The sequence below is a fragment of the Streptomyces sp. NPDC050422 genome (genome assembly GCF_044458665.1).
In the GTDB taxonomy this organism is placed as follows: domain Bacteria; phylum Actinomycetota; class Actinomycetes; order Streptomycetales; family Streptomycetaceae; genus Streptomyces.
In genome coordinates this window covers 1-19,663 of sequence record NZ_JBITIE010000024.1, presented here as the reverse complement: position 1 = coordinate 19,663, position 19,663 = coordinate 1, and the positions used below count along the sequence as shown (strand labels likewise).

Below are 19,663 nucleotides of genomic sequence, written 5' to 3'. Positions count from 1 at the left end.
CCCTCGGATTCACACTCCCGCAACGTACCCGGAACCGCCCCGTCCGCGAGGCGGGTGACCCCGTGCACCCTCCCGCGGGCCCGTTCGGAGCAGAAGTCCGGCCCAGGGGGCCCAATTCCTTGTGAAGAAGTTCACGAACTTCGTCGCGCCACGTCTCCGAAGGTGCCCGCAGGACGGTCCCAAGCAGCTCAAAGGTGCAGGCCGGAGTGCCGATGAGCGGCGTTCGCGGGCACCTGCGGACCGGCCCTGGCGGGCGCCTGCGGACCGGACCTAGCGGGCCGCGTAGAAGGCGATGCCGTCGAGGATGTCGTGCTCGCTGACGACGACCTCGCGGGCCCCGGTCCGCTCCATCAGGGCCAGCAGGATCAGCGCCCCGGAGGTGATCACATCGACCCGGCCCGGGTGCATCGCGCCGATCGCCGCACGCTCGGCGTGGGTGGAGGCGAGGAGCCGTCCGGTGATCTCCCGCACCTGTTCCAGGGAGATCCGGGAGTGATGGATCGCCTCGGAGTCGTACTCCTCGAGCCCCAGCGCGATGGCGGCCACGGTGGTGACCGTCCCGGCGAGGCCGACGAGCGTGGCCGCCGAGGTGAGCGGGACGGTCTCCTCCGCGAGGTCCAGGGCGGCGGCGACGTCGGCCCGGATCGCGTCGATCGCGGCCGGTGCGGGCGGGTCGCTGACGACACCGTCCCGCATGAGGTGGCGCTCGGTCATCCGGACACAGCCGATGTCCACGGACCGGGCGGCCCGCACCCGGTCATCGCCGACGACGAACTCGGTGGACCCGCCGCCGATGTCCACGACGAGGTACGGCTTCGGGAGGTCGTCGCGCCCGACGAGCTCCTTGGTGGCCCCGTCGAAGGAGAACTCGGCCTCCTGGTCGCCGGTGATCACCTCGGGCTCGACGCCCAGGATGTCGAGCACGCCACGGACGAAGTCGTCCCGGTTCTCCGCGTCCCGCGAGGCGGAGGTGGCGACGAACCGCACGCGCTCCGCACCGTGCTCCTTGATCACCGCGGCGTACTGCCGACAGGCGGCGAAGGTCCGCTCCAACGCCTCGGGGGCGAGCCGGCCGGTACGGTCGACGCCCTGCCCCAGCCGGACGATCTCCATCCGCCGGTCGAGCTCGACGAGCTCCCCGGTGTCGGGGTCGGCATCGGCGACCAGCAGCCGGATGGAATTGGTACCGCAGTCGATGGCGGCCACACGCGTCATGAGTACTCCCACATCAAGGGAAATCAAGCCCCTCCGCCGCCGAAATCAAGCCCCTCCGGCGATTGAGGAGCAGGGGTCGAGGGGCAGCGCCCCCAAATCAAGCCCCTCCGGCCCCGGCGATTGAGGAGCAGGGGTCGAGGGGCAGCGCCCCCAAATCAAGCCCCTCCGGCGATTGAGGAGCGGGGGTCCGGGGGCAGCGCCCCCGAGGAGGGAACCTCAGCCCTCGTCCGAGCCGGCCCCGCCGCAAGGCGAAACGCACGGCCCCTTGCGCCACCACTCCGGCAGCATCGCGATCGCCTCGTCCCCGAGCGGGTTCACCCCCGGCCCCGCGGCCAGCGAGTGCCCGACGAGCACGTGCAGGCACTTCACCCGGTCCGGCATGCCCCCCGCGCTGGGGAAGCCCTCCAGCACCTCGATGGCGTCACGCCGCGCGATGTAGTCCTCGTGCGCGGCCCGGTAGGCCGCGGCCAGCTCGGGGTCCGTACCGAGACGCTCGGTCATCTCCTTCATGACCCCGTTCGCCTCCAGCGTGCCGATCGCGGAAGCCGCACGCGGGCACGTCAGGTAGAACGTCGTCGGGAACGGCGTACCGTCCTCCAGCCGGGGCTGCGTCTCGACCACGTCCGGGTTGCCGCACGGGCAGCGGTGCGCGATCGCGCGCAGACCGCGCGGCGGGCGCCCCAGCTGCTGCTGGAACGCGGCGATGTCCGCGTCGGTGGGCGCGGTGGACTCGGTCTGGGGAGGGGGCGTTTCCATGCCTGCCTAAAATTCTGATCGGACTGCTCGAACTGCGGTTCTGCAGAGCTGAGGGGAATACGGGTCAGCCGCGGTCGGCGCTGTCGACGCCGTCCCACAGGTTGGAGTGCCAGGGCCGGTCGGTCTCCTCCGGCGTCCCGTTGCGCTCCTTGACCGCGTCGGGGTCGACCACGGTGTAGCCGGTCTCCCCGGGAAGAAGGTAGTGCAGGTGCTCGCGGGCCAGCCGCTTGACGTACGCGTCGTCCTGGAGCCGCGCCTTCTCGTCGCGGAGCTCCTCGGTACGGGCCTCGGCCTCCTGCGCCAAACGCTCCTGGTCGGCGATCTCGTCGCGCTGCGACACGTACTGCCGCATCGGGTACGCGAGGGCGACGATCAGTGAGCAGACGATCAGGGCCAGGAAGGCGGCCCGGCCGGTGAGCCGGGAGCGGCGGGCCTGACGGCGGTTCTGGGAGCGGTAGACACGGGCGGCGGTCTGCTCACCGAGCAGCCGCAGCCGGGTCGCGGTGGAGAACCGGTCCCGGTCCTTCGCGGCCATGTCTCCGCCTCCCCATTACGCACGTCCGTCCCCGCACACGGTACGGGACCGAGTGCGGGGACGGACGGAGGCCGGGGCACTTGACCCCGCCGGGCTTCATCGGACCTGGGTGTCAGCCCTTGAACCGCGGAAACGCCGAGCGGCCCGCGTACACCGCGGCGTCGTCGAGGATCTCCTCGATGCGCAGCAGCTGGTTGTACTTGGCGACACGGTCCGAGCGGGCCGGGGCGCCGGTCTTGATCTGGCCGCAGTTCACGGCGACCGCGAGGTCGGCGATGGTGACGTCCTCGGTCTCGCCGGAACGGTGCGACATCATGCACTTGAAGCCGTTGCGCTGGGCCAGCTCGACGGCGTCCAGCGTCTCGGTCAGCGAACCGATCTGGTTGACCTTGACGAGCAGGGCGTTGGCGGAGCCCTCCTCGATGCCACGGGCCAGACGCTCCGGGTTGGTGACGAAGAGGTCGTCACCGACGATCTGCACCTTGGCGCCGATCTTGTCGGTGATGACCTTCCAGCCGGCCCAGTCGTCCTCGTACAGCGGGTCCTCGATGGAGACCAGCGGGTACGCGGAGACGAGCTCCTCGTAGTACTCGGTCATCTCGGCGGCCGAGCGGGACTTGCCCTCGAACTCGTACGTGCCGTCCTTGTAGAACTCCGAGGCGGCGACGTCGAGCGCGAGCGCGATGTCCTTGCCCGGGACGTAGCCGGCTTCCTTGATGGCCTCGACGATGAGGTCGAGGGCCGCGCGGTTCGACTCCAGGTTCGGCGCGAAGCCGCCCTCGTCACCGAGACCGGTGGACAGGCCCTTGGTCTTCAGGACCTTCTTCAGCGTGTGGTAGACCTCGGCGCCCCAGCGCAGGGCCTCGGAGAAGGACTCCGCGCCGATCGGCGCGATCATGAACTCCTGGATGTCCACGTTGGAGTCGGCGTGCGACCCACCGTTGAGGATGTTCATCATCGGGACGGGCAGCAGGTGCGCGTTCGGGCCACCGAGGTAGCGGAACAGCGGCAGGTCCGAGGCCTCGGACGCGGCGTGGGCCACGGCGAGCGAGACGCCGAGGATGGCGTTGGCGCCGAGCGAGCCCTTGTTCTCCGTGGCGTCCAGGTCGAACATCGCCTGGTCGATCAGCCGCTGCTCGGTCGCGTCGTAGCCGACGAGCTCCGGGCCGATCTGCTCGATCACGGCGAGGACGGCCTTCTCGACGCCCTTGCCGTGGTAGCGGTTGGGGTCGCCGTCGCGAAGCTCAATGGCCTCGAACGCGCCGGTGGAGGCGCCGGACGGAACGGCAGCACGACCCGTGCTGCCGTCGTCGAGGCCGACCTCGACCTCGACCGTGGGGTTTCCGCGGGAGTCGAGGATTTCCCTGGCTACGACGACGTCGATGGACGGCACGAGGCATCTCCTTCTGGGATATGACGCTGGTGGTGCAGGGTCGCTTTGGCCTTGCGACAAGAGCCTAACCGGCCGGGCCGCCGCAACCGGCCGACCGCCCGTCCCCTGGGACGAAAAAGGACCCAAGGGCAGGCACAGCGGGGCAAAAGGCCGGAAATTTACTGACTAGTAACCACAACAGTTGAACGATCAACGCAGAAACCGGCCGACCCCGGCCCGGTCCGCACGGGGGAAGGTGCGCACCGGGCCGGGGCGGCCGGAGTGTTCAGCGAGGAGAGATCGCGACTACTTCGTCAGGTGGAGCTGCTGACCCGGGTAGATCAGGTCGGCGTCCGAGATGATGTCCTTGTTCAGCTTGAAGATCTGCTCCCAGCCGCCCTTGACCTTGTGGTCGGCGGCGATCTTGCTCAGGGAGTCGCCGGTGACGACCTTGTACTCGCCGTCACCCTTCTCGACCTTCTTGCCGGTCGGGGTGGTGACGGTCTTCGACTCGGCCTTGGGGGCGGTCGAGCGGTCCGAGCGGTTGGTGGAGGGGGCCTCGGTGTGCTCGGCCTTCTTCGGCTCGGCCTTCTGGACCGGCGCCTCCTGCTTCGGGGCGGACTCGGCCTTGGGGGCGGTCTCGGTCTTGGTGGCGGAGGAGCCGGTGTCGACGCCCGGGTCGACACCGTCGTTGCTCAGGTTGCCGGCGCCGGCGCAGGACCAGGCACCCGGACCCTGCATGTCGAGGAGCTTCTCGGCGACCGCGATCTGCTGCGACTTGGTGGCCAGGTCGGCGCGGGCCGCGTACTGCGTACCGCCGGCGGCTGCCCAGCTGGACTGCGAGAACTGCAGGCCACCGTAGTAGCCGTTGCCGGTGTTGATGGACCAGTTGCCACCGGACTCGCACTGGGCGACGGCGTCCCACGTGGAGACGGAGGCGGCGGACGCGCCGGTCGCACCCATCAGGGGTACGGCGATGGCGGCACCGGTGACACCGGCGAGCGTGGCGATACGGACGGCCTTGGACGGGCGACGGTGCTTGTTGCCCTTGCGGTTGAGCAGCATCGAGACTTCTCCTCACCGACGCCTACGAGGTGAGCTGTCGGGTTCGGGCCAAGTGAGTTGCCCGGTCGCACGTCCTTGCGCACGACTTCACCCCAAGCCGGTCCTGATGCGTCTTGCGACGATCGGGCCCGGCGCTTACCTGGGTCCCCCGCTCCTGCCTACGGCGCTTTACGCGTCTGTTCCCTTCGACCGACGGCAGGATTCGGCGTGACGATCGACGGGGCCCGCGGTGCGAGCGGTTCCGACCGTAAACACACCCAACCCTCATATCCAAAGATGGACATACCGGATAAACAGCCCTTCCTTGCATCCCAAGAACCCCTATTTGCGCAGGTGGGAACGGATGCGGCGGGACCTCCCGGACAAGACACGCCAGTTCACGCAAAGAGACCCATGTCTCACTTAGTCAAAAGTGGGACATAGGCCTCTTAACTACCCCAGCTTTCGGGGTGTTCTCAGCTGATCATCAGACTGTGCTCATTCGGCCTTCACGCCGAGATCGAGGCTCTGGCCAGGCAGGATGAGGTCCGGGTCGGATCCCACCTCCGCTTTGTTGGCCTCGTACAGAGCCGTCCACCCGCCGGGCAGCTTCTGTGCATCAGCAATCGCCCAGAGGTTGTCGCCTGCCCGGACGGTGTACGTGCCGTCAGCAGCCGGGGCACCGGTGTCGCGTGCGTCACCGTCACCTCGCGAGGCATGCCGCCCCGCGTCCCGGTCACTGCCGCTCCCCCGGGTCTCCTCGGGAGCCGGCGCGCCGCGGTGCTTGCCGGCCTTCTCCTGGCCCCCGGAGGGGCCCTCCTCGGCGCCGGAGGCGTCGCCCGAGGGCGTGGTGGAGGGTGTGGCGGACGGCGTGGCCGACGGGGACGCGGACGCGTCCGGCTCCTCGCTCTCGCCCTTCGCACCGTCTGCCGGGGTCGCAGTCGCCTCCGGTGACGCGTCGTCCGACGCGGCGGCGTCCCCGGAGGGATCGGAGGGATCGGAGGGATCGGAGGGATCGGCGCTCGCGGACGGGTCCGCGCTGCTTCCGGTGGGGTCGACGGACGGAGTGCTGCCCGGGTCCACACCCGGAAGGCCGCTGTCCGGGACGAGGCCCGAGATGACCGCACAGCTCGGCCACGCCTTCGGCCCCTGGTCGTCCAGGACCTTCTCCGCCACGGCGATCTGCTGCGAGCGGCTGGCGAGGTCCGCGCGTTCGGCGTACGACTCGCCGCCGTACGACTTCCAGACCTCCTGCGAGAACTGCAGGCCGCCGTAGTAGCCGTTACCGAGGTCGGCGCTCCACATGCCACCGCTCTCGCACTCGGCCACCCGGTCCCAGGTCGAGGCGTCGGCGGCGTGCGCACCTGCCGCGCCGAGCAGCGGGATGGCGATGGCCGAACCGGTCACGCCTGCGGCGACGATGATCGCGGGTGCCTGCCGAGGGCGACGGTGTCTGCCGTTAGCGGAGCCCATGGGGATGCCTTCCGTGTGACTGACGAGTGACTGGTGAGTCGAACGGTGAACCTAGCGGGACTCGAACGCATGTCACAAGTCGATGCAGCAGAGATCACGTGAAAGTCACAGAGTTGACAGAGTGTCACCTCTGCCGGGCGCCGGTTCCGGCGTGAACTCCACCGGAAGCGTGCGCAGTCCGCGCATGACGAGCCCGCCACGCCCCCGCAAATCGGCAGGATCCCCCGCGATTCGCCACAGTGCAGGCCGTGGCACGCGCGCCCTATACCGTCGTCACGTGAACGACACTCCGCCACCACCCGAACTCTTCACCTGGGAGTTCGCCACCGACCCGTACCCCGCCTACGCCTGGCTGAGGGAGCACAGCCCCGTGCACCGGACGACGTTGCCCAGCGGCGTCGAGGCGTGGCTCGTCACCCGATACGTGGACGCGCGCCAGGCCCTCGCCGACAGTCGCCTGTCGAAGAACCCGGCGCACCACGCGGAGGACGCCCGGGGGAAGAGCAAGACCGGCATCCCCGGCGAGCGCAGCGCCAATCTCATGACGCATCTGCTGAACATCGACCCACCCGACCACACACGACTGCGCCGGCTGGTGTCCAAGGCGTTCACACCCCGGACGATCGCCGCTTTCGGGCCCCGCGTGCAGGAGTTGGCGGATCGCCTCATCGACGACTTCGCGGAGAAGGGGGAGGCCGACCTGATCCATGACTTCGCCTTCCCGCTCCCCATCTACGCCATCTGCGATCTGCTCGGCGTGCCCGAGGAGGACCAGGACGACTTCCGTGACTGGGCGGGCATGATGATCCGGCACGGCGGCGGTCCGCGCGGCGGGGTCGCCCGCTCCGTGAAGAAGATCCGCGCCTACCTCGCCGAGCTGATTCACCGCAAGCGGGTGAACCCCGGCGACGATCTGATCTCCGGCCTGATCCGGGCGAGCGACCACGGTGAGCACCTCACCGAGAACGAGGCCGCCGCGATGTGCTTCGTGATCCTCTTCGCGGGTTTCGAGACGACCATCAACCTGATCGGCAACAGCGCCCACGCGTTCTTCCGCAACCCTCCGCAGCGCGCCGTTTTCCAGAGCGCGGTCCAGCGGGGCGACGACCGCCTCCTGGACACCGCCATCGAGGAACTGCTGCGTTTCGACGGCCCGGTGGAGCTGGCCACCTGGCGATACGCCACGGAAGCCCTGGAAATCGGAGGGGAGCAGATCCGGGAGGGGGATCCCGTGCTCGTGGTCCTCGCGGCGGCCGACCGCGATCCGGCACGATTCGCGGAACCGGACACGCTCGACCTGTCCCGGCGGGACAACCAACATCTGGGATACGGCCACGGCATCCACTACTGCCTGGGCGCCCCCCTCGCACGCCTGGAGGGCCGCACCGCGCTGGAGACCCTGTTCCGCCGCCTGCCGGACGTTCAGCTCGCCGTGGACCCGGGTGACCTGCGATGGAGGGGCGGCCTCATCATGCGCGGCCTGCGGACACTGCCGGTGGAGTTCACGCCTCGGTGAGGGCCGACTGGGCATACCGACAGCGTGAGCCGGGCAGTCCCTCGCTCCGACCCGATCCGCTGCCCCCTGCCGCTACCCGACGCCCTCCGCCGCCCTGATCGCGTCCCGGTACGCACGCCCCGCGGCCCTCAGAGCCGCCTCCGGGTCGATGCCGTCCTCCTGGGCGCGCACGGCCAGGGCGAGGAGCCGGTAGCCGACGTCGTCGCCCTCGCCCTCTGGAAGGGGGACGTCGAGTCCGGCGGTACGGACCCGGCTCGCCAACTTCGCGGCAAGTGCCAGGCCGGGCTGGCCGAGGGGCACTCCATCAGTCACCGAATCGCGCTGCTTCTCGATCGCCTTCGTCCGCAGCCAGTGCGCGTGGACGTCCTCCGGTGTCTCAGCGGTCTCGTCGCCGAAGACGTGCGGGTGGCGGTGGATCAGCTTCTCGACGAGCGTGGCCGCGACGTCGTCGACGGAGAACGGCTCGTCCTCATCCTCTTCCGCGATGCGCGCGTGGAAGACGACCTGGAGCAGTACGTCCCCGAGCTCCTCACGTAGTTCCTCGCGGTTGCCGTCCTCGATCGCCTCGACGAGTTCGTACGCCTCCTCGATGGCGTACTTGGCGAGGCCCTTGTGGGTCTTCTGCGAGGTCCACGGGCATTCGAGGCGGATCCGGTCCATGACCTGGACGAGATCGAGGAGCCGGGCACCGGGAAGGTCGTACGAACCGGGCAGCAGCTCCAGGTTCGGCATCCGCACCCGTCCCGAACCGGCGAGCCGGGCCAGCCCGTCGGTCAGCGGCTGATTGCCCTCACCACCGGTCAGGACCACCACGGTCCGGCCACCGGCACACACGTCGACGAGCTCCTGCGCATCGGGTACCCCGAGCGTGACGGTGACGCCCGCATCGCGCAGGTACGGCAGCTGCGGCTGGTCCTGCTCCCCGCAGTGCACCCGGTCGGCGGCGTGCAGTGTCTGCCAGGCGGGCCAGGACAGGAGTCCGGGCGCGACGCGGTGGCTGGCGGTGAGCAGGACGATGCGGCCGGGGTCTTCAGCGTTCACGCACCGAATCTACCTCGGCCGTCGGACAGTCCTCAGGCCCCGGCCTCCGCGGCCGACTGGGCCGGCTTGGTGACCTGGGTGATCCAGGGGGCCTTGTACTCGGCGAGCTGGATCTGCTGGTTGTCCCAGGCGCCGAAGCGCGGGTTGACGTCGACCTTCAGTGCCTTGGACGCCTTGGTCAGCGCGTCGCCGAGGACCTTCGTACCGGCCGGGGTCGTCGGGTCGGCGCCGAGCGCCTGGCCGAGCTTGGTCAGCTGGATCTGCTCGCGCAGGAAGGCGTCGATCTGGTCCGGGGCGATCCAGCGCTCCTGGAGCACCGCGGCGCGCAGCCCGTCCTCCCCCTTGTACTGGGCGACGGCCTGCTGCCGCATCTGCTGGATCTCGGCACGGGTGACGGTCACCCCGGCGTCCGCCGAGGCCTTGTCCAGGACCCGGTCCAGGATCAGCCCGTGCAGCTTGGCGCGGCCGAGCTGGCCGGACTGGTCGGTGATCTGGGCGGCCTGCTTCGAGGTGTCCTGCGCCTGGCGCACCTCCGCCACCTGGCCCTGCACGGTGGCCACCGTGATCCGGTCCCCTCCCACGACGGCCGCGGCGCCCGGGTGGGCCTGGCTGCCGCAGGCGGCGAGGAGTGGCACTGCGGTGAACAGTGCGGCGGAGACGGTGAGCGCGGTGCGACGGCGGCGGTGCAAAGGAGCCTCCCGAGGAGATTGTGCGGCGGTGCACAAAGCCTTGCGGTGATCGATGTTAGGTAGTGGAAGCGGTCCGGGCCACTGATTCGACCAACGATTCGGGAGGAGTTGGGGATGTGGCCTGCCTGCGGCGCGGCTCAGCCGACCCGTTCGACCTGTTTCGGCGGGGTGTCCGGCCGCAGCATGATCGTGCGCGAGACCACGAAGGTGATGGGGATGGCGGCCGCCGCCGCGACGAGCGGGGCGTAGCGGCTGCTGAATCCGGCCAGGTCGACCAGCAGGTAGACGCCGCCGGTGGTGATGACGAAGTTGGCGGCGTTGGTGAGCGGGAAGAGCAGGAACTTCCGCCAGGTGGGCCGGGTGCGGTAGGTGAAGTACGAGTTGAGGAAGAACGACCCGATCATGCTCAGCGCGAAGGCCAGCACGTGCGCGGCTATGTAGGGCAGCCAGTGCAGCAGGACGAGGTAGCAGCCGTAGTACGTGCCGGTGTTCACGGCGCCCACGAGGGCGAACCGGACCAGCTGTGCCTTGACCGTCATCGGCGTACGAACTCCAGGGGTTCCGGCTCCCCGGCCGACCGGTGCGGCTGGGTGTTGGTGGCCTTGACCAGGAAGTGCGGGCGGCGCTTCACCTCGTAGTAGATCCGGCCGACGTACTCCCCCACCACCCCGACCATCACCATCTGGACGCCGGCGAGGGCGGTGAGCACGACGAGAAGGGTGACGTATCCGGGGGTGTCGACGCCCTTCACCAGGGCGACGCCGACGATCCAGGCGGCGTAGACGAAGGCCAGGGACATCAGGAGCATGCCGAGGTAGAGCGCGGCGCGCAGCGGCTTGTTGTTGAAGGAGAGGAGTCCGTCGAGGCCGTAGTTCAACAGCTTGCCGAAGGTCCATGCGGAGCGGCCCTGCTCCCGGACGGCGTTCTCGTAGCTGAACGTCGTGGTGGGGAAGCCGACCCAGGCGAAGAGGCCCTTGGAGAAGCGGTTGTACTCGGTGAGTTCGAGTACGGCGTCGGCGGCCCGCCGCGAGAGCAGCCGGAAGTCGCCCACTCCGTCGACGAGTTCGATGTCGACGAGGCGGTTGATGAGCCAGTAGTAGGCGCGGGCTGTGAGGGTGCGGGTGACGCGGTCGCCCTTGCGGGTGCGGCGGGCAATCACCTGGTCGTAGCCCTGCGCGTGTTCCTGGAGCATGCGGCCGACGAGCTCGGGAGGGTGCTGGAGGTCGGCGTCCATGATGACGACGGCGTCGCCCTCGGCGTGCTGGAGTCCGGCCAGCATGGCGGCCTCCTTGCCGAAGTTCCGGCTGAAGGAGACGTAGCGGGCCCGGGGGTCGGCGGCGGCCAGCTCCTGGAGGATCGGGAGCGTTCGGTCCGCGCTTCCGTCGTCCACGTACACGAGTTGGAAGGCATGACCGAGGCGGGTCATCTCATCCGTCACGCGTTCATGGAAGCGTTCGAGGATGTCTTCCTCGTTGAAGCAGGGCACCACCAGCGAGATCAGCACGAAAGTACATCAGCCGGTCAACGTGTCGGGTGCGGATGGCGGGTGTGGCCTGGGGGCGACGATTGGGTGAACTGGCCTGGATCGAGGGGCGCGGGGGCTCAGCCGCCCCGGACCTTCAGCTGGCGCTCCAGCTGCCGGCGCAGTTCGGCGGGCAGCGGGTGGTGCGGCCCGTACATCCGCTCGGTGTCGTACAGCAGTGCCTGGAGCTGGCCGCGTGCGCCCACGTGGTCGCCCAGTGCGAGCAGCAGCTGACCGATGCGGTGGCGGATCTCGTAGGAGCGGGCCGGGTCGTTGCCCGTCGCGTACTGGTTCTCGTAGTACGGAAGGACCGCGCGGTACTCGGCGAGGGCGGCGGCCGGTTCACCGAGTTGCTCCAGGCACTGTGCGGCGTCGTAGCGGAACTGCAGGGTCTGGAGGTCGGCGGGTCCGGCCTCGGCCGCGCGGTCGTCGGCGAGGCGGCGCAGTTCGGGCAGGGCGCGGCGGTACTGGCCGTCGTCCATCAGCGTCGCCGCGTACTGCTTGCGCAGGATGCGGACGACCGGGGAGCCCTCGCCGTGCTGCTCGGCGGCGGCCGGGAGGATGCCGCCGAGCATGTCGACGGCCTGGGTGATCCGGCCTTCGCCGAGCAGCTTCTTGACCTCGTCGACGGCGGCCGCGACGTCGGGCCGGGCGGGCGTCGGTGCGGGCTGGGCGGCCGGCGGGGTCGCGGCTCGGTCGGGCCAGGGCGCGTGCGGGCGCAGGAAGGGGCGGGTCGGGTCGAGTGGCCCTCGGGGCTGCCCGGAGTTCCGGGTGGGCAGCAGTGGGGCGAGGTGCTCGTACACCTCCTGGGCGCTGGCCGGGCGATGCTGCGGGTCCTTGGCGAGCAGCCGCAGGACGAGGGCTTCGAGCGGTGCGGGGATGTCGGGCCGGATCTGCCGGACGGGCACCGGCGGATCGTAGAGGTGGCGGTGCAGCACGCCGAGGGCGGTGGATGCTGTGAACGGCACGTCTCCGCTGAGGAGTTCATGCAGGAGCACGCCGAGGGCGTACAGATCGGTGTACGGGCCGACGGCACCGCCCATGGCCTGCTCGGGGGCCATGTAGGCCGGGGAGCCGATCAGCGTGCCGGTGTGCGTGAGGCGGGTGGTGTCGGTGTCCAGGACGGACGCGATGCCGAGGTCGAGGACGAGGACGGTGCCGTCCGGACGCACCATCAGATTGCCGGGCTTGAGGTCGCGGTGGACGATCGGCACCGCGTGCACGGCGGACAGGGCGGCGCAGAGCTGGGCGGCGACCGCGACGGACCACTGCCAGGGGTACGGCTTGTGCGCGGCGAGATGGCCGCCGAGGTCGGCGCCCTCGACGTACTGCATGACGAGGAAGAGTTCGTCGTCCTCGCTGCCCGCGTCGTGGACGGTGACGAGACCCGGGTGGTCGACCTGCGCGGTGACCCGGCACTCGCGGACGAAGCGGCGGCGCAACTCGCCCGCGGCGGAGCCGCCCACGGGGCCGGTAAGCCGGTCGGGACGCAGCAGCTTGACCGCGACCCTGCGGTCCAGGCGCTGGTCGTAGGCCGTCCAGACCTGGCCCATGCCTCCCTCTCCGAGAACCGTCGCCAGCTCGTACCGCCCGCCGATGAGGCGACCGCTCACCGGCCCTCCTCCTTGCGGAGGTAGTCGCTCAACTCGTCGAGTTCGGCGCGGACCTGGTCGATGCGCTGGGGGCGGGGCGCGGCGGACGGGTGCTGAGCGGGGGGCTGGGGCTGATGGGTGGGAGGCGTGGACCGGGGCTGCTGGTACTGCTGCGGCGGGTAGGGCTGCGGGGCGTGGGGCTGTCCGGGCGACTGCACGGGTTCCGGTACGGGCACGGTGGGCGCGTATGCATGGCCCGGTGTCGGCGGCACGGGTCCGCCCGTGGCGTTCTCCCGCATCAGTTGCGCGTAGTGCCGCGTATCGGCGACGAGGTAGTGCGTGAGGGCTGCCAGCATCGCGAGCACCATCAGCACTGTGGAGACGTAGTCTCCGCCGCCGTTTCTGGCGTCGTCGGTGGGGAACGGCAGCAGTACGCAGACAAGCGCGAACCCGGCTCCGGCCAGCCACCAGTCGACGGTTCTGCGACGGACGATCGCCAGCCGCAGCAGCGGAACCCACAGGAGCAAGCCACAGGAGAACACCGACAGCACGGTGAACAACACGCGCATCGACACGATCCTGGCCCTGGTGGGGACATTGCGTGGCGCCGTCGGCGGATAACCCGGGGCGTACATGGCTGCTCCTGAATACCTGGTCGTGGGAGGTCCGCGCGCACATGGGCGTGCGCGCAGGACCGAGCGTAGGGGGCGACACCGGCAAGCAGCGACGCGTTGCACGGAACCGTTGTGGTTCCGCTCACTTCGGCGTGACCGTACCGTCCGTCAGTCCCCTGTACGCTCCACGGACTTGTCGCCCATCGAGCCGGCCGGCGAGGCGTAGCCCGTTTCTCGAACGCGGCCAGGGTGCGGAACCGTTCACCGTACCGCTGCTGCTCGACCGGCGAAGGCCGGGGCAGTCCGGATGGGCCGGGGCGGGGAGTTCGGTCCCGTCGGTGAAGCGCGTGCGGTTGCCCGCCGCGTCGTAGCCGAAGGCCGTGGAAATCGGCTCGGTCTCCGAGACCGGCTGGACGGCCTTGGTGATCAGACCCGTCGCGTCGCTCGTGAGCGTGACCGTGCGACCTCGCGACCCCGGTAGTCCGTCACCGACGTCGAGTTGCCCAGATGGTGGTAGGCGGAGCTGCTGGTGCGCAGCACCTTGCCCCTCGCGCCCAGGTCCTTCGTGGCGGTCAGCCGGCCGTAGCCGTTGTAGGTACGCGTCCGACTGGACCGCTACGAAGCTCCGCTGGAACCTGACCGCCCACACCGCCGCCGCGTACTCACCGGACTGCCGCGAACCGGAGGGCCTCGGCGTTCACATCCCGGAACCGGCCCAGCCCCGCGTCTTCCGGATCGGCATGGGATTCGCCTCGGGAGTGGCGGGGCGCGGGTGGCGAGCACCTACGGCAAGTCGGGGCTCGTTCAGCCTTCCTGAACCGGTGGGCCGGCTCACCCCGCAGACACAAACGCGGGCCCCGGAAGAGTTCCGGGGCCCGCCTTGTGCGGCAGTCGAGGTGACAAGTTCATCGGCGCGCGATCAAGGTCGAAAAGACCGGGGCCCCGCTCCGTCAGTTCGCCTCCGAGGGCCGGCCGCCCCTCGGCCTATCGAGTGAAGGGCCTGGAATCGCTCCATTCCCAGTACACACGCTCAGCCTCCCGCTGCCCGGAAAAGAATTCTTGGAGTCCTCGCGAATCTGCCCCGGCCGGGATGTCGATGGCGACATGGCGGTGGCCACTCCACTCGCTGAGGAATCCCGAAGCTTCGACCAACTCGCCGATCGATGCGGAGATCTCAACGATTCCCTCAGCCGAAACGGCAGGAGCGATGAGCCCTCTCATTGTGCGGTGCCGTCCATGGCGGACGATGCGTGCCACGACGTCGTCGCCATCGAGTTCCACCACGTCATGCAGCGACATTCCGTAGACCCTGAACGGAACGCACAGGACTTCATAAGTTCCGCCCCCCAGCACGCCGAGCCATATCTGCTCCATGTGCTGGGCGAAACCGAACGGCGCCAGATCCACCATGGCGATGTACTGGTCGGTAGACATGATCGCCGGGTCCTCATGAACAATGTACTTCTGCGAATCCACTGCCTGGCGCCTTCCTGGGACGGTCCTAAAAGGGTCGGGCGCCGCTCGAAACCGCGGCGCCCGACCCGAAGGGCACTACTTCTTCACATAGAGGGGGAGCTTGTACATGCTGGCCCACCCGACCTTCGTGTTGGTCGGCCACCACGGTGGCGGCAAAGCCTTCGCCCTGCTCTTTCGCAGGTCAAATGCGGCCTGCTGGTCCGGTGAGGTGCGTGGATGTCCGTGGTTGTGCGGGGTTGTTGCCGTCGCTGCTGCAGTCAGGCGGTTCAGCCCAGGTACGGCTTCTCGCGCTGTTCCAGGAAGTGTTGGAGCCTGAGTCGTTGGGTGTGGTGCATCGGCAACTGCTCGATCTCTTCCGGCGGCACGAACCGGAGCTCAGTGGACTCGTCGGAAATCTCCAGCCGGCCGCCGGTGATGCGGGCGGTGAAGCAGACGTTGAACTGCCGCCGGACCTCGCCGTCGGCGTAGGCGATGATGTGCTTCGGGTCGGTGTAGGTGCCGACCAGGCCGGTGATCTCGACGTCGAGGCCGGTTTCTTCCTTGACCTCGCGGACGGCCGTGCCTGGCAGGGAGTCGGTGCGGTCCATGCTTCCGCCGGGCAGGGCCCATAGGTCGTTGTCGCGGCGGCGCTGGAGGAGGATGCGCCCGTGGTCGTCGGTGACGACGGCGGAGGCGGCGACGACCATGCTGTTCGGCTTGGGCGCTTTCGGGTCGTCGTAGTACTCGGTGCGGGCCACGGTCAGCCTTCCTCTCGTACGGGGGTCGCCGTCGACCACACGGCGTCGAAGCTCTCGGCGTAGGTGTCGAACATGCCGCCTGTCTCGTGTCGGCGAAGATGCCATACGGGGGCGGCGTAGGCGTTGACGCCCCAGGCATGGGCGTTGACGAGTTGCTGGTCGTCAACGCGGTAGAGGGAGTTGTAGAGCGTGGTGCCGTGGGAGCGGACTTCAATGCCCGGGGTGCCGGCGAGCGGCCGGTAGTGCATGAGCGCGAGGCGACAGCGGGATTCGATGCCGTGGCCGAACCGCTCCTCCTTGCCCCGGGCTTGGACGGTATCGCTGTCGGCGTCCCCGATCGCGATGCGGACGGTGCAGCCTTCAGCGGCACGTTCGGTGAGCAGTTCGTTCAGCCGCGGGTACGCCTCGTGGAGGAAGACAGCCGCGTAGACGAGGATGTCGATCCGTTCCCGGGCCTGGGCCATCAGGTCGGTGAACGTCGAGACGGGGATGTCGGCCCGCTGCTCGTAGAGCGCCACCAACTCAGGGCTGATGGCGCGGGCGGGGCGGGCCTGGCGGAGCGCCGGCCAGAGTGCGTGCACGTCTTCTCCCAGGGCCTTGGCCGCCTGGAGGGCGGTGGCACGACGTGGGATACGCCCGAGGTTCACCCAGCGCTCGACCGACTTGGGGTCGACCTCGACCTGCTCAGCGAGTGCGGCGTACGTCCAGCCTCCCGCCGCCATGACGGCTCGCAGTCTCTCGTTCGGCACGAGTCTCCCCCTTCGTCTCAGGACGGCACCAGGGACGTTCTACACGGTGCAGGACGTCCCGAAGTGGGGTTTGGTGGAGGTTCCTTCGTCCCGGTGACCGACGTGAGGATCGGTGCCGACCCTGCGGCACCAACAGGCCCAGGGACACGCATCAACGCCGCCGAGGAGCGTCACCGTGCGAATGAGCGCCACCCCATGTGTTCCCGCCCTGCGACTGGACGCCCGGTCGCGCGCCGCCTCGCCGAGGTGGTCACGATGACGGCCCCCACCCCTGATGCCGACGGGCACACCGTCTCGCCCGATCCCGGCGCCCTGGTGGTCGACCGGCGGAACGGCAAGGTGGGCGTGGTGATGGGGCATGTGGGGCCGTACGTGCGGCTTCGGCCACTGCGCGGTGGGCGGGAGTGGGACGTGCCACCCGAGGACGTACGTACGCCGACTCCGGCGGAGGAGTTGAGCGCGAAGGTGGCCGTGGCCAACCGGAGATGGGGACGGTGACCCCTCGCTCGGTCCTGCGCTACGAGACCTGGACTCTCCAGCCCAACCGCGAGCCGGACGCGGAGCCGGTCCTGTACGCGATGCAGTGCGTCGTGGACGGAGAGAGGTCGCCGACGAGCGAGGACTTCGCCGAACCACAGGACTGGGTACTGCGGCACTGCGGCCAGAACCCGTCCCACCACACCTACCGGGAGATCATCACCCGCCCCTGGCGGACCTGGCGCCAGAGGTGACCTACCTCGCTCGCCCAGGCGCCGCGCCGCGCTGATCCACCCGATTGTGTTGCCAAGACCGACGATGCCCCGCCAGGAACTGGCGGGGCATCACGCTTTTTTGACCGATGAGGTCAGTAGTCCAACGCTCAATGCGCAGAGATCGAGGGGGAGCTACTCCACGAACCTTACCGACAGCGCCTGGGCTTCCTGTGAATCATCTGCGAAAACTCTGATCCGCTGGAGCCCCCCTTCGCCGACTCGATACTGGCGAGGGAAGGTAGTACCGATAAGGTCGTGGGCTTGGCCGGTTACCCCTCGGCGACCTCAAGGAAGCCACCTCCAGAACGGAGCGGGAACGCCCCGCCGCAGAAGGGCTGCGCCGGAGCGTTCCGAGTGAGCTGACGATGCGAATCCCTCATCCTCAGCACCACGAAGGGAGATTCAGGACTGCGAACGAATCTGCCCGAGGAGTGACCAATAGACGGACTCGTCACTCACTTCCAGGTTGTCAACGGAACCTTCTCCCCCCAAGAAGAGAGGGACCTTGAATCCGACACACTGGTCACTCGACATAATGACAGAATTTCTCTCCCTCCAATCATCGAAAAGATCGGCGGCCAGAAACGTCTCAGAGTCAGCGACCATCTCTACGCTGAAGAGGTCCACCAACCCGCAATCGACGTCGAACACCTCGCCCGATCCAGGCTCCACGAGAAGCAGGAGACCTGAGCGGGCGCGTCCATTGATGAGAGGAACCACGAACTGGCGCCCGAGCCAGTCCTTCGCGAGAGGAACAGTACGGTCCCCAAGTTTGGAGAATGATTCCTTGATCAGCTCGCCCGCCCGCAGCGCCTCACCTTCGGAATGGATGCGAACAATTCCATTCCCGAAGGACAACCCGGCGCCGAAGGCGACAAGCTCATTGAACCCATCGAGTCGCTCCAGGCGCGGATCGACGAAGGGCTGAGACGTCCCGCCATCTGACGGAAACGCTGCCAGAAACTTTTCGTACATCGCGGCCTCTTGCAGATTAATATGCCACAGATTTCTGTCCCGTTAGCAAGCCCCGCCGGAAAGCAACTCCGGCGGGGCTTACGGTCTACTCCGGCAGTCGGAACGACTGCCCAGAGGATCAGTGCCCAGCGAGTCTCAGCGTCGGACCGTAGTCACCGGACCCGTCGGAGACGGCAACTTCGAGCTCCCGCCCAGGGAAAGCCTTCCGTGCCGCTGCTCGCCACATGGCGGCAATACTCTCCGCCAATGCGGGGAGTGCCTCGTACTCTGATTGCAGAGTGATCACGAAGTAGTCCCACAAGTGCACGTGGTTCACTACCGATTCAATCGCCCGCACATCTCCCTGCAGACGGTCATACCACTCATCGACGGCATTCCTGTCGAACTTGAAGCCGAGGAATACACAATCTCGGTATTCCACAAAGTTCGGCCAGTACAAGTCTGCCAGTGCTGCAGCCTCGGCCACGGTGACGTTGGCAGACATGAAGCCTTGAATGTGGTACCCGTCGGCCTCGTCGCCGGTCACCCATTCCGACAACTGCGGCAGCCCTCTAGGATCCATCACATTGGCTCGCTTCGTTCTCGAGTTCGTTTACCTGACACACACTCGCGAGATGTTCTCAACATCTCATCGGCGGAACATCACCCGGGCCCGTCGGGCGGGCAGTCTCTCCCTGGTACGGGAAAACTCGGCCGTTGGGAGTCTCGTTTCGGAGATAGTCCTGAACGTGCGGAGTATCAACGCCCTTGTGCGACTCACCGACGAGGTCCACTCTCCTGAGAATGATCCCGCGCTCGTCATAGACGGAGTAGTTCGTCATCTCGCCATTTACCCCGGTTCGGAAAAGGATTCCGTTCGATGGGCCCGGGACAGCACCGCGGGTGTCGCCACCCGTAGGGAACTTCTGTCCGACTGGCCACTCGCGGGCATTCGCCCAAGGGTTGTTTCCATCACTCCCGGAGTTATGTACGAGAACCGGGGTAGCGCCCGCCACCACATAGTACGTGTGCAGACCCTCGATACTCAGGTCGTACGTGACGCGCTGCGCTGTGTACGCCTTGATGTCGAGCACCACCGCGGGTCCGCCGGAGGCGTTCTGAAGCTTCTGGCCGGCCTTGAGGTCGGCGGCCTGGGTCCAGGCGTCCTTGGTGGATTCGTAGAACTGGTGGTGCTTGGTGGTCTGGATCGTCTTCGGGCCGGACTTCGTGGAGACGACGACGTCTACGTATTCTCGGTCCGTCTTGGTGACGATGACCGCCTTGACCTTGTGCTTCTCCTTCTTCTTCTTTCCGGGTTCGGCCGTCAGGACGTAGTCCCCGACCTTCACCTCGGAGATCGGCTTCGTCGTGCCTTCCGCCAGCAGGACCGCAGTCAGGCCGGTGAAGCTGTGGGGAACGCGGACCCGACAGCTGGCGGGCCTCGGAGAGGACGGCTGGCCGTCCGGCTCCTGCTTCGCCGTCGACTTGCGGCCGAACCTGCCCGCCGCCGCACCGAACACACCACCCGTTGCCGCGCCGACCGCCGAGGCCTTCGCCGCGCCGGAGACGCTGCAGCCCTCCTCGCTGGTCACGCAGGAGATGCCGTAGCCGACCGCGCCTTCCGCA

21 protein-coding genes and 1 riboswitch are annotated in these 19,663 nt (G+C 68.3%); of the genes, 3 read left to right on the top strand and 18 right to left on the bottom strand.

What is annotated here, in order from left to right; genetic code table 11:
- Nucleotides 1-270: 270 nt before the first annotated feature.
- From ACIBJG_RS32100 to ACIBJG_RS32075, 6 genes are all read right to left on the bottom strand, one after another.
- Nucleotides 271-1,215, bottom strand: coding sequence for an exopolyphosphatase (locus tag ACIBJG_RS32100; protein ID WP_399312883.1), 945 nt, complete (start codon nucleotides 1,213-1,215; stop codon nucleotides 271-273).
- A gap of 216 nt (nucleotides 1,216-1,431) precedes the next feature.
- Nucleotides 1,432-1,971 (bottom strand): DUF501 domain-containing protein, encoded by a 540-nt coding sequence (locus ACIBJG_RS32095; RefSeq protein ID WP_399312881.1) that lies wholly within the window; start codon nucleotides 1,969-1,971, stop codon nucleotides 1,432-1,434.
- 64 nt (nucleotides 1,972-2,035) lie between these two features.
- Nucleotides 2,036-2,506 carry a septum formation initiator family protein gene (locus ACIBJG_RS32090; RefSeq protein ID WP_399312879.1) on the bottom strand — a complete coding sequence of 157 codons (471 nt, stop codon included), beginning with the start codon at nucleotides 2,504-2,506 and terminating at the stop codon, nucleotides 2,036-2,038.
- A 112-nt stretch (nucleotides 2,507-2,618) separates the two neighbouring features.
- Nucleotides 2,619-3,899 (bottom strand): phosphopyruvate hydratase, encoded by a 1,281-nt coding sequence (eno, locus tag ACIBJG_RS32085; RefSeq protein WP_399312877.1) that lies wholly within the window; start codon nucleotides 3,897-3,899, stop codon nucleotides 2,619-2,621.
- A 285-nt stretch (nucleotides 3,900-4,184) separates the two neighbouring features.
- Nucleotides 4,185-4,943, bottom strand: a complete 759-nt coding sequence (locus ACIBJG_RS32080) for a transglycosylase family protein (protein ID WP_399312874.1) — start codon at nucleotides 4,941-4,943, stop codon at nucleotides 4,185-4,187.
- Nucleotides 4,944-4,947: 4 nt separating this feature from the next.
- Nucleotides 4,948-5,119, bottom strand: a riboswitch (cyclic di-AMP (ydaO/yuaA leader).
- Nucleotides 5,120-5,420: 301 nt separating this feature from the next.
- Nucleotides 5,421-6,395, bottom strand: coding sequence for a transglycosylase family protein (locus tag ACIBJG_RS32075; RefSeq protein WP_399312872.1), 975 nt, complete (start codon nucleotides 6,393-6,395; stop codon nucleotides 5,421-5,423).
- Between the two features lie 277 nt (nucleotides 6,396-6,672).
- Here ACIBJG_RS32075 and ACIBJG_RS32070 point away from each other — a divergent pair, with 277 nt between their 5' ends.
- A complete protein-coding gene (locus ACIBJG_RS32070) occupies nucleotides 6,673-7,911 on the top strand; it encodes a cytochrome P450 (RefSeq protein ID WP_399312870.1) in 1,239 nt (412 codons plus the stop codon).
- 72 nt (nucleotides 7,912-7,983) lie between these two features.
- Here ACIBJG_RS32070 and ACIBJG_RS32065 read toward each other — a convergent pair whose 3' ends face one another.
- The 9 genes from ACIBJG_RS32065 to ACIBJG_RS32025 all read right to left on the bottom strand — a co-directional run bounded on the left by ACIBJG_RS32065 (nucleotide 7,984) and on the right by ACIBJG_RS32025 (nucleotide 16,304).
- Nucleotides 7,984-8,952 carry a nucleoside triphosphate pyrophosphohydrolase gene (locus ACIBJG_RS32065; protein ID WP_399312868.1) on the bottom strand — a complete coding sequence of 323 codons (969 nt, stop codon included), beginning with the start codon at nucleotides 8,950-8,952 and terminating at the stop codon, nucleotides 7,984-7,986.
- 32 nt (nucleotides 8,953-8,984) lie between these two features.
- Nucleotides 8,985-9,641: a SurA N-terminal domain-containing protein gene (locus ACIBJG_RS32060; protein ID WP_399312866.1), complete on the bottom strand. Its 657-nt coding sequence runs from the start codon at nucleotides 9,639-9,641 to the stop codon at nucleotides 8,985-8,987.
- 137 nt (nucleotides 9,642-9,778) lie between these two features.
- A complete protein-coding gene (locus ACIBJG_RS32055) occupies nucleotides 9,779-10,180 on the bottom strand; it encodes a GtrA family protein (RefSeq protein ID WP_399312864.1) in 402 nt (133 codons plus the stop codon).
- Complete coding sequence (locus tag ACIBJG_RS32050) at nucleotides 10,177-11,145, bottom strand: glycosyltransferase family 2 protein (RefSeq protein ID WP_399312862.1); 969 nt, start codon at nucleotides 11,143-11,145, stop codon at nucleotides 10,177-10,179. The genes ACIBJG_RS32055 and ACIBJG_RS32050 overlap by 4 nt, the downstream gene beginning before the upstream one ends.
- A gap of 98 nt (nucleotides 11,146-11,243) precedes the next feature.
- Entirely contained in the window at nucleotides 11,244-12,776 is a 1,533-nt protein-coding gene (locus tag ACIBJG_RS32045; protein ID WP_399312860.1) for a protein kinase, read from the bottom strand.
- Nucleotides 12,773-13,324: a hypothetical protein gene (locus ACIBJG_RS32040; RefSeq protein WP_399312858.1), complete on the bottom strand. Its 552-nt coding sequence runs from the start codon at nucleotides 13,322-13,324 to the stop codon at nucleotides 12,773-12,775. Before ACIBJG_RS32040 ends, ACIBJG_RS32045 begins: the two co-directional genes overlap by 4 nt.
- A 1,029-nt stretch (nucleotides 13,325-14,353) precedes the next feature.
- The gene (locus ACIBJG_RS32035; protein WP_399312856.1) at nucleotides 14,354-14,845 is read right to left on the bottom strand and encodes a DUF4265 domain-containing protein; all 492 of its coding nucleotides are present in this window, start codon (nucleotides 14,843-14,845) and stop codon (nucleotides 14,354-14,356) included.
- 266 nt (nucleotides 14,846-15,111) lie between these two features.
- Nucleotides 15,112-15,582, bottom strand: a complete 471-nt coding sequence (locus ACIBJG_RS32030) for an NUDIX domain-containing protein (RefSeq protein ID WP_399312854.1) — start codon at nucleotides 15,580-15,582, stop codon at nucleotides 15,112-15,114.
- A 2-nt stretch (nucleotides 15,583-15,584) separates the two neighbouring features.
- Complete coding sequence (locus ACIBJG_RS32025; RefSeq protein WP_399313031.1) at nucleotides 15,585-16,304, bottom strand: XRE family transcriptional regulator; 720 nt, start codon at nucleotides 16,302-16,304, stop codon at nucleotides 15,585-15,587.
- Between the two features lie 282 nt (nucleotides 16,305-16,586).
- Here ACIBJG_RS32025 and ACIBJG_RS32020 point away from each other — a divergent pair, with 282 nt between their 5' ends.
- A complete protein-coding gene (locus tag ACIBJG_RS32020; RefSeq protein WP_399312852.1) occupies nucleotides 16,587-16,829 on the top strand; it encodes a hypothetical protein in 243 nt (80 codons plus the stop codon).
- Nucleotides 16,817-17,062: a hypothetical protein gene (locus tag ACIBJG_RS32015; RefSeq protein ID WP_399312850.1), complete on the top strand. Its 246-nt coding sequence runs from the start codon at nucleotides 16,817-16,819 to the stop codon at nucleotides 17,060-17,062. Before ACIBJG_RS32020 ends, ACIBJG_RS32015 begins: the two co-directional genes overlap by 13 nt.
- A 423-nt stretch (nucleotides 17,063-17,485) precedes the next feature.
- On the opposite strand, the gene ACIBJG_RS32010 is transcribed toward ACIBJG_RS32015, so the two are convergent.
- The 3 genes from ACIBJG_RS32010 to ACIBJG_RS32000 form a co-directional block, all read right to left on the bottom strand.
- The gene (locus ACIBJG_RS32010) at nucleotides 17,486-18,058 is read right to left on the bottom strand and encodes a T6SS immunity protein Tdi1 domain-containing protein (protein ID WP_399312848.1); all 573 of its coding nucleotides are present in this window, start codon (nucleotides 18,056-18,058) and stop codon (nucleotides 17,486-17,488) included.
- Between the two features lie 118 nt (nucleotides 18,059-18,176).
- A complete protein-coding gene (locus ACIBJG_RS32005) occupies nucleotides 18,177-18,584 on the bottom strand; it encodes a hypothetical protein (RefSeq protein WP_399312846.1) in 408 nt (135 codons plus the stop codon).
- A 94-nt stretch (nucleotides 18,585-18,678) separates the two neighbouring features.
- The gene (locus ACIBJG_RS32000; protein WP_399312844.1) at nucleotides 18,679-19,629 is read right to left on the bottom strand and encodes a polymorphic toxin type 24 domain-containing protein; all 951 of its coding nucleotides are present in this window, start codon (nucleotides 19,627-19,629) and stop codon (nucleotides 18,679-18,681) included.
- Between the last annotated feature and the right edge of the window lie 34 nt (nucleotides 19,630-19,663).